The following is an 8,274-nucleotide window of genomic DNA, read 5'->3' on the forward strand; positions in this document are numbered from 1 at the left end:
TCAGTAACGTTTTTTACTGATTTTTTTTGATCGTCCATTAAATATCTCCCTTTCTAATTTCATTTTATCCTGCAATTAAAGTTCCATTTTCCCAACTTCGAAATTTACATTTTTTATCATTATATCTCAGTGTATCTAATTAGGCATCATTTTAAATTCTAAAAATTCGAGTAATTATCGAGGTATTCTGCCCTTTACCACAGCAACGAAATAGGGAACGGATGCCGTTCCTGTTCCCCAGCTATCGATCTCCGTTAGTTTAGTTAGCGTATACGTTCGTAGATATAGAAAAGATTTCAAATCTTTACAGTCAGTATTGGTATTATTTGCCCAATTTTAATGATAAAGAGATCTTGTCTTAATTTTTAAATAGCAATATAATAAGTTGTACAGATTCAATTTTGAATTAGTACAGCTTTTTTTTACATTATTTATTACTCCGTTGTTTTAAAACCTGTGAATTACAGTGACTTGACGATGTGTTGGTCCTGGAATATAAACAGTATGCACAGTCCCAATTCGGGTATACAATCTGCCTTCGAGACGGTAATAAACTTCTCCTCGACTTACTGCTAAACCGATAACCACCTTACCTCTAAAATCGCCAACTTTTGTCGGGACTGATTGAGTAAAGGCTACAAGTTCTTGATCATGTTTTGATAACTCATATGTTTGACTCATTATTTTCGTTTCACCTATCCATACTTCAAATACATAACTTTGCATTCTAGCATCCCATCTACTGCGAAATTCAATTGGTGATCGAAATCTGCCAAGATAAAACCTTTTATGGAAAAGAATTTCACGTTGTAAGATCCTGAATGGTTTATCCAACCTTCTCACTTTTTTCGCTTTACTAAGGTAAGTTCTCGCCTTTCTTGCGAGGCTACTCTTTCTTCTGGTTACGACTGGCATCTTTTTTGTAGTAAGGCTCTTTTTCACTACTTTTCCTCCTTTCAAATGTTCTATGTAAAATATGTTTAAAAAAAGTAATTTGCACTAGACAATATCCCAAATACATACACCAATCAATTATGAACAACCAGAAAAGAATATCGACAAGGAATCCATGATGGCAGGTATTAAGGAGATTCAAGAAGCAATTGAGTTTGTAAATAAGGATGAAACATCCGATGGGATAAGTTATTCATACAAACTTAAAAATACTTCTCCTATTTTAATCAAGCACAATGCGGCTTACCTTACTTTTGATGACCAATTACTGGATTTAAACTCCCTGTATTCAACTATCGAATCCCGTTAGCTCAATAACGGTTTTGAACAAATCCATTTTTTCCAATATTACCTACCCTTTATATAGAACCTTTCCATTTTTATCGTAAATGAAGATTTGAGTATAGCTTTTTTTAACGTTAGTCACATTATCATCATAAGGAATGATAAAATTTGATTGCTCATTCTCTATATATTCAATCGTTTCGTGACCATCTTCCCAAACTACTTTTATGCTTTGAGCATCGTGTAGAATTTTCTCATCGTTAATTGAAATTGTAACAAAAGGAATGCCTGACAATGTCCCACCTGTTGAAACAGGAATGGTATCCTTATTATTGTTTCCTTTAACATAACTAGACATTATTTTACCTTCTTGGTCACTCATAGCTGTATAAAATCCCATTTCTGCACCATTTTCAAACATTATTACTGTGAACACATTGCCTAAATCTCTTTTAGCAGTTGCATTTATGTTTTTATCACTTATAAATTCATCCAGTTGAGTTTTGGTTAAAGGATGATAGACAATCTTCTCATTATCCTTATGTGTTGAACACCCTGAAGCAACAAGTAAAAATGCACTAAGTAAGGCGATAAACAAGTAAACTCTCAATTCTCCCTCCATCCTTTCTACATTCTTTTCTCATCTTTCATTGTAAAACCAATATATGGATTTTGCACTAAAAAGAATGCTGTTTCCATGTTCTGTTATTTTGCTGCCCTTTACTTCAGTAAAATTAAAAAGAACCGCCGTAGCAGCTTCTTTCGGTATAGATCCCCGTTAGTGAAGTAAGGAACCCACACACAATATCTCTCGCCTTAAATGAGTGAAACAAAGAAAACAAAAACGTTCCCGATTTCTGGAACGTTACGAGAAGGCTAATAAAAATCAGAACTTCCTTTTTCGATAAATGCTAACTGCACCAACACCTACAACAATGATAGCAATTATACCGAAGATTCCCCAAGGAAGAAGAAAATCCCGTACCCGAATTGGAAATTCAGAGGTGAGATCAACGTGTTCAGTTGGTTGTTTCCCATTCCCTAGAGCGGAAAGGTCGTTAGCAGCTTCGGAAAGAGGTTTAGTTCCTTTACAGTCATTAGTCTGGAGTTGAGGAGTTTTCCACTTATAGGCAAACACTAAATAGGATCTACCTTTCATGAAATCTAGTTTTTTTACACCTAACCCTTGTGTTTGGACTACTACTTGTGTTTGATTGACACCCTTCCAAGATTGTTCAACTTCAAATAAAACCAACAAATATGATACTCCATGATCAACCAAAGGTTTAGTCCCGATTACTTTACCTTGAAATATCGCATCATCTTGTTCGATTGATTCTTTAACATCATGAGGAGCGCAGCTTGTTGCCTTCACTTCTGGCGAATGATAAAGAATGCTTATTGTGAAAAAAGTAATTAACAGCATAAGATTAAGTAGTTTTTTCATTCGACACCCCTTCCGATCACATTCAATTTTCTTTATTAGACGTGAAGAAACGCAAATAAGTTTATGGTAGTTTTAACCATAAGGGTAGATTTTCTATTGAAGAGTCAATAGATACTCCAATAGACTCCCCATAATAGTGAATTCTCTAATTTAAGTATATCATGGCACTGTGTTAACCTACTCGTTACCGCAGCAACGAAGCAAGGGACGGTTGCTGATCCCGTCCCTGTGCTATCGACTCCCGTTAGCATAATAACTAAAGCTCTTCTTCTTTTGTATATTCTGTAAATGAATCATAATCTCCGCAACCCACTATAAGTTCGCAACTCTCAGGATGAAGCATAATTCCCATTGATTGGACCACATATCCTTTACTTATGGGTTCGATATGAAAATGTTTACCATCTTTATATTCATGTGCTAATCGAATTAACTCAGTACCTAATCCAAGAAGAGCATTTTTGCTTAGGGTAATTTGTACCCTACAATTCTGCGTAATATCATTCCCGTTTTTATCTATAACATTTACCTCAGCAATGTTGTTTCCCGTTATTTCAAAGGCTTCTTCCTTATCTGTATCATTAACTAGATTGATAATGTATTCAGACATACTAAACACCCCCATACACATTGTGTATAATTTTACCATATCGATTTAAAATAATCTCCCGTTAGTGCAAGCAAAAAGAATGGGATGCTTCCGCATCCCATATATCACGCTATCGATACCCGTTACTTTAATAAAATTTTTCTGAGGGTATTTGTATTATCTTTATCTAATTCTCCATAGCCTTCTTTTTCATTATTGCTGACAATTTCTGCTGTATCTGCATTTTCATTAAACCAAATCTCATATTCAACCAGTCGTTCAGGCATATTTTCATCAAAAGTATAAAAGAAAATTGTTTTTACATCTGCTTTTCTAGCCATGTTAACCACTGTATTGGGGGACCATTTTATTTGTTCAAATATGTTTTCTATCTCGACTAATGTATCTTTATCTTGTATGTGAATTTCGCCTTGGTTTTCTATCAATACATCTACTCTTGTTAATTCCCCTTTTTCCTGTCCAGAACAAGCAGCTAACAACATGATTGTAAAAAGAAAAATAATACTTATCATTTTTTTCACGACAAAACACCTCCATATATTTAGACGTTTACGCATTATAAATAGTTCCACTTTTTTGCACTAATCTGCCCTTTAGCTGAACAAAAAGGACTGCCGGATGCAGCCCACTTATCGAACAATTGATCCTCATTAACGGAACAACTGAAAAGGGTTGCCGAAATATCCGTCCGTTAATTTTTAGTATAATAAAGAAAAAACGAAAGGGAACAAAGATGAAATTTATTTATTTATTGTTTTCGTTGTTTATATTGGTAGGATGTTCAGGAAGTAAGGAAACGTTGAATACTCACTTTAAACAAACGTGGCAATTGGAAAAAATGGGATTGATCTTGGAACCGACGAATGATGAACCTAAAATCACCGAAGAGGAAGCGATTGAAATTGCAATTGCAAAGGGTGGACAATGTAAAGGTTGTCCCGTTCCGTTTATTGAACATCATTCGGTTACATTGAAAGGGAATCATTGGGAATCTGAAGTTACGAAGCCGATCGAAAACGTACCTTCTTACATTATTTCTTTTACACCTATGAAACCAAAAAATGACCCAAAATTATACCCACCAATTGAAAGGTGTGTAATTTTCGATTCAACGAGTGGTGAACTTATAGGAAAATTCATGTATGCTGTTGACTTAGAAAAGCCTGTTAAAAAATAATTTACTTTATCGCTTTCTGTCCTTTACTCGGTAAGAAAAGAGGAGCCGCGATGGAATCGGCTCCTCAATGATTGATCCCCGTTAGCTGAACATAATACTATTTTTGCAGAAGAACGCTTTAATTTCCTCAGTAAATCCGTTATCTTCAATCCATTCAAAAATTTCATCCTCTAATTTTTCCATTTCCGAGGCTTCTTTTTCATCTTCAGAATAAAGGTACATATCATTAATCCGTGCAATAGCTGGAAATAGATTATGCAACTTGTTCATGGCTTCTTTTATTTCTTCATCAGTGTCCCTGAGACTAAATTCATCATGTAAACGGCTTAATTGGTGTGCGCCCTTTTGCAGAAAATACATTGCAATAATTAACTTTCGTTTTTCTTCGTCTGTCATTTGGTTAAATTTCACGAATATCACCTCATTTTCTCCATTTGTAATTTCATCCTTTATTAAACTATCCTGCCCTTTAGCGGAGCAAAAGAATTGAGCTGTGAACGAAGCAACCCTGATCCACTATTGAACCCGTTAGCACAATAAGCAAGCGACAAATTCTTCGTTAAACTAGCCCTATTGTTACTTCTCCCTCGTGGTAAAACTCAATTACAAACTTGGATGGACAAAAGATATAGGTATCAAAATCAACTGCTAACACATCTTCAATAGAATCGATCACTTTATGAAGTTTAGCTTGTAATACAGGATGACCGCCACCACTCCAAAGGACAAATACAGAATCTTGAACTTGTTGACCCATATGGTTGAGGGTTGAAATTATTTCAGACACATCATTTACCGTTGTCTTCGAGGAAACCTGATCCCAATCGATCCTAGCCCAAGGAGAGAATGGAAATTGATTTTGGAGTGAACTATACTCCTTCGTGCTTTCTCCTTCGGATAAAATGACTGTGTTCTCACCCAAAGCCTCAAGACACTCTTTGAACAATACACTGTATTCATTTTTTTGCTTAGACCTTTGCTTGTGTAGCAATTGTTCTAATCTCCATCTTCTATCGGCTTTATCATTCATGGGTTCTCACCCTCTGTCAAATTGATTAATATTCTTCATTTTACAAGTAATCTCAAAGGAAGTCATACTCGACTAAACTACCCTTTTCGGAGAAACGAAGCAGGAGATGGATGCCGATCCCGTACCCTGCTATCGATCCCCGTTAATGCAACATTCACTTATATCTTCCTTCATCAATTCTCTTCTTTGCCAATGTTCTTGTTTCTTCGTCATCATCATTTAATAAAGATTCTAATGCTCGCAATGTCGCTTTTTTGTTATAAACAATACTTTTTCTCACGGAACCATCTGGGTCTTTAGCAAGTTTCAATTGTAGAATTTCGGGAAGTCTGTTTTTTGTGGCAATAGTAAATCTAACGTTCTCATCAGAGTCAACAGCGAGAATTTCCATTATCTCAACAGGAATAGCTTTATTGTGTGCTACCCATTTACGCATGTCAGGGTACTTTTCAATCACTTCTAACCAAACTTCTAAAGGAGCTTCATCCCAAGCAGCCTTTAGGTATTCGTCCATATTTTCGCTTAATCTTAATCTAACAAACTCTTCAGCCGAATTAATCATCATATAACTCCAATCTGCTCATTACCACAGTAATAAAGCAGGGGGCAGATACAATCCCGTTCCCTGCTATCGATTCCCGTCAGACGAACAAAAAGACTTCTCACAAGGTTTTCATTTACGATTATTTTACAGGTCGTATTACTGAACCCACTACTTCAAAAACAGCTTCATCTGGTTTGAACCCTCTTTTTTTGGCTATTTCATCTTGGTCAAAAGCTCCTATTTATCGACCATGCTCAACGTATCCTATGACTTCATTATCTTTCACAAATACAATCAAATCGTTTTGGTCTCTCCCCGCAACTCTCCCAACGGCACTATTTTCCCAACTAAGTCCCATTTCGTTATCAATAATTTCCCATGAGGTATAAGGCGTAAAAACATACATATTGTCCCATTCAAAGGGGGCGATTTTTTTAAAATCAATAATCACCTTTTCTTTGTTCTCTTGTTCCTTGTCAACAGCTAAAACAATTTGTTGTTCTACCCCTACTTGATATTCTGCAAAATCCTCTTTAAATAAAGCGATATATACAGCAAGGACGATATTCATCACGAGACTTATTATCAAAATCCATTTTTTCACGAATTGAGCCTCCTGAGATGGTTTTATTCAACTATTCTGCCCGTTACCGAAGCAAAAAAGCAGGGGATGGATGCCGATTCCGTTCCCCCGCTATCGATCCCCGTTAGTGAAGCAACCGATTAAAGCTTAAAGAAAATAAAAAAGAGCTGCAAATAACAGCCCTCAAGTTCATCAATTAGAGATAGGAAGATCTTTATGATCATATTTAAGCAACTCAATTCCGGGACCTTTTATATATTTTCTCACTTCGAGTTCTTCGTAAGGAACTATCTTTTTAGGATCAATGTTAAGGGTTAGAGTATCTAATCCGAGGGGTTCTCTTCTTCCTCTTTCTGCTTTTATTTGTAAAACTATGCGATACAGTGGTCTATACCCCTTTTCAAAGCGTTCCATATTTCTTTCAATTTCAAGATCTTAATCATGGACCAAGATACGTCTTCACCGTAATATTTATCAACAAAAACACCGATTTCAGGACTAATTATATCGAATAAAATATCTTCGGTAGTAGCATATTTATATATTTCGGCTTTCATATTACTGGTGTTTAGCAACAGAACCATGCAAACCATAAACATAATCTTCTTCATATAACCACACCTCAAAAGATATGTTACCCATTTCCCACAGATATACTCTTTTGAGGAGCAAGAAGGACTGCCGGACGCATCCGGTTTATCGAACAATCGACTCCCGTTAATAAAATAAGTTACCATCATTTCCGCTCTATAGTAGGTTCGACTTTCATATAAGGGTTAATGTCGTTTGGAAGTTTTTCTTGTCCTAAACGCCAAAAGAAAAGACCTTTATGATAAAACACGGGGAAACGATAGCCAAACGGCTCGTCAGTATAGAATACGATCCTATATTCTTTTGCTAACTCCATTTGAATACCTGAATTCTCTCTATCAAATGGTTGACTTCGATTAAGAATAGAGAAAAACTCCTTGATGTTTTCATTTTTTGAAACCTCATTGATTAATTTCCAATCGTATCCTCCTAATGTATTGCTGTTATTTATGTACACCTCGATTTTTTTCAAATCATCCTTTGGTATTTCCTCAAATTTTACATTTTGAGCAACATTCAATTGAATTGGTTTACCTGACTTATCCAACTTCCATTCTAAACGGAAAACTTCATATCCCTTAAAATGATGGATTGGATCTTTGCTTTCTGCTGCGATATAGGAGTAATCAGGATAACCTTTAATGGCATAAATCTTACTTCCTTCTTCTAAAAAGGCAGAATCACCATTTCTTACTCTATATTCAGGGTTAGACACATTTTTTGAAGTATTAAACTCGACCTCACCAATTTGAACCCCAATTTTGGATGGGTCTGTTAACACAAAATTAAAATCCCCTCGATAGTGTCTATCATCTATATGTATAAAACTTACCCAACTTAGATTGGCGTTTCCTTTTGTGTTTAACCGAACAGAATCGCAGCCAGTTATCATGAGCGTCAACAATAACCATCCAAGTAAAAAAAGTTTACCCTTCATTACGTCCCTCCAAAAACATTCATAAGACAAGGTTCGGTAATTTTAACGCTTATTAAACTAACCTCCCTCTATGAACAAATGCATATCTCCGTTTTTCTCTTGTTTTCTTAGTTTTT

At 35.6% G+C, this 8,274-nt stretch carries 13 protein-coding genes; 2 read left to right on the top strand and 11 right to left on the bottom strand.

Annotation, left to right across the window (positions count from 1 at the left end; all coding sequences use genetic code 11):
• Positions 1-447: 447 nt before the first annotated feature.
• Complete coding sequence (locus tag ABLT31_RS37645; RefSeq protein WP_367760852.1) at positions 448-942, bottom strand: hypothetical protein; 495 nt, start codon at positions 940-942, stop codon at positions 448-450.
• A gap of 130 nt (positions 943-1,072) precedes the next feature.
• Here ABLT31_RS37645 and ABLT31_RS37650 point away from each other — a divergent pair, with 130 nt between their 5' ends.
• Positions 1,073-1,264, top strand: a complete 192-nt coding sequence (locus tag ABLT31_RS37650) for a hypothetical protein (RefSeq protein ID WP_367760853.1) — start codon at positions 1,073-1,075, stop codon at positions 1,262-1,264.
• 42 nt (positions 1,265-1,306) lie between these two features.
• On the opposite strand, the gene ABLT31_RS37655 is transcribed toward ABLT31_RS37650, so the two are convergent.
• The 4 genes from ABLT31_RS37655 to ABLT31_RS37670 all read right to left on the bottom strand — a co-directional run bounded on the left by ABLT31_RS37655 (position 1,307) and on the right by ABLT31_RS37670 (position 3,817).
• A complete protein-coding gene (locus ABLT31_RS37655) occupies positions 1,307-1,849 on the bottom strand; it encodes a thioredoxin domain-containing protein (protein WP_367760854.1) in 543 nt (180 codons plus the stop codon).
• A 276-nt stretch (positions 1,850-2,125) separates the two neighbouring features.
• Complete coding sequence (locus ABLT31_RS37660; RefSeq protein WP_367760855.1) at positions 2,126-2,686, bottom strand: hypothetical protein; 561 nt, start codon at positions 2,684-2,686, stop codon at positions 2,126-2,128.
• Between the two features lie 256 nt (positions 2,687-2,942).
• Complete coding sequence (locus ABLT31_RS37665) at positions 2,943-3,296, bottom strand: Imm32 family immunity protein (RefSeq protein ID WP_367760856.1); 354 nt, start codon at positions 3,294-3,296, stop codon at positions 2,943-2,945.
• A gap of 122 nt (positions 3,297-3,418) precedes the next feature.
• A complete protein-coding gene (locus ABLT31_RS37670; protein ID WP_367760857.1) occupies positions 3,419-3,817 on the bottom strand; it encodes a hypothetical protein in 399 nt (132 codons plus the stop codon).
• Positions 3,818-4,029: 212 nt separating this feature from the next.
• On the opposite strand from ABLT31_RS37670, the gene ABLT31_RS37675 reads away from it, so the two are divergent.
• Positions 4,030-4,473 (top strand): hypothetical protein, encoded by a 444-nt coding sequence (locus ABLT31_RS37675; protein ID WP_367760858.1) that lies wholly within the window; start codon positions 4,030-4,032, stop codon positions 4,471-4,473.
• Between the two features lie 81 nt (positions 4,474-4,554).
• Here ABLT31_RS37675 and ABLT31_RS37680 read toward each other — a convergent pair whose 3' ends face one another.
• From ABLT31_RS37680 to ABLT31_RS37705, 6 genes are all read right to left on the bottom strand, one after another.
• Complete coding sequence (locus tag ABLT31_RS37680) at positions 4,555-4,884, bottom strand: hypothetical protein (RefSeq protein ID WP_367760859.1); 330 nt, start codon at positions 4,882-4,884, stop codon at positions 4,555-4,557.
• Positions 4,885-5,032: 148 nt separating this feature from the next.
• The gene (locus tag ABLT31_RS37685; RefSeq protein ID WP_367760860.1) at positions 5,033-5,503 is read right to left on the bottom strand and encodes a CDI toxin immunity protein; all 471 of its coding nucleotides are present in this window, start codon (positions 5,501-5,503) and stop codon (positions 5,033-5,035) included.
• 154 nt (positions 5,504-5,657) lie between these two features.
• The gene (locus tag ABLT31_RS37690) at positions 5,658-6,065 is read right to left on the bottom strand and encodes a hypothetical protein (RefSeq protein ID WP_367760861.1); all 408 of its coding nucleotides are present in this window, start codon (positions 6,063-6,065) and stop codon (positions 5,658-5,660) included.
• Between the two features lie 223 nt (positions 6,066-6,288).
• Positions 6,289-6,651 carry a hypothetical protein gene (locus ABLT31_RS37695; protein WP_367760862.1) on the bottom strand — a complete coding sequence of 121 codons (363 nt, stop codon included), beginning with the start codon at positions 6,649-6,651 and terminating at the stop codon, positions 6,289-6,291.
• Positions 6,652-7,001: 350 nt separating this feature from the next.
• Positions 7,002-7,241 (bottom strand): hypothetical protein, encoded by a 240-nt coding sequence (locus ABLT31_RS37700; protein WP_367760863.1) that lies wholly within the window; start codon positions 7,239-7,241, stop codon positions 7,002-7,004.
• 125 nt (positions 7,242-7,366) lie between these two features.
• Entirely contained in the window at positions 7,367-8,158 is a 792-nt protein-coding gene (locus ABLT31_RS37705; protein ID WP_367760864.1) for a hypothetical protein, read from the bottom strand.
• Between the last annotated feature and the right edge of the window lie 116 nt (positions 8,159-8,274).

Source organism: Ammoniphilus soli (assembly GCF_040813775.1).

Bases quoted from the DNA above. Each gene is read 5' to 3' on its own strand.
- ABLT31_RS37705 (WP_367760864.1), bottom strand. From the start codon at position 8,158: ATGAAGGGTAAACTTTTTTTACTTGGATGGTTATTGTTGACGCTCATG.
- ABLT31_RS37700 (WP_367760863.1), bottom strand. From the start codon at position 7,241: ATGAAGAAGATTATGTTTATGGTTTGCATGGTTCTGTTGCTAAACACC.
- ABLT31_RS37650 (WP_367760853.1), top strand. From the start codon at position 1,073: ATGGCAGGTATTAAGGAGATTCAAGAAGCAATTGAGTTTGTAAATAAG.
- ABLT31_RS37690 (WP_367760861.1), bottom strand. From the start codon at position 6,065: ATGATTAATTCGGCTGAAGAGTTTGTTAGATTAAGATTAAGCGAAAAT.
- ABLT31_RS37685 (WP_367760860.1), bottom strand. From the start codon at position 5,503: ATGAATGATAAAGCCGATAGAAGATGGAGATTAGAACAATTGCTACAC.
- ABLT31_RS37660 (WP_367760855.1), bottom strand. From the start codon at position 2,686: ATGAAAAAACTACTTAATCTTATGCTGTTAATTACTTTTTTCACAATA.
- ABLT31_RS37665 (WP_367760856.1), bottom strand. From the start codon at position 3,296: ATGTCTGAATACATTATCAATCTAGTTAATGATACAGATAAGGAAGAA.
- ABLT31_RS37675 (WP_367760858.1), top strand. From the start codon at position 4,030: ATGAAATTTATTTATTTATTGTTTTCGTTGTTTATATTGGTAGGATGT.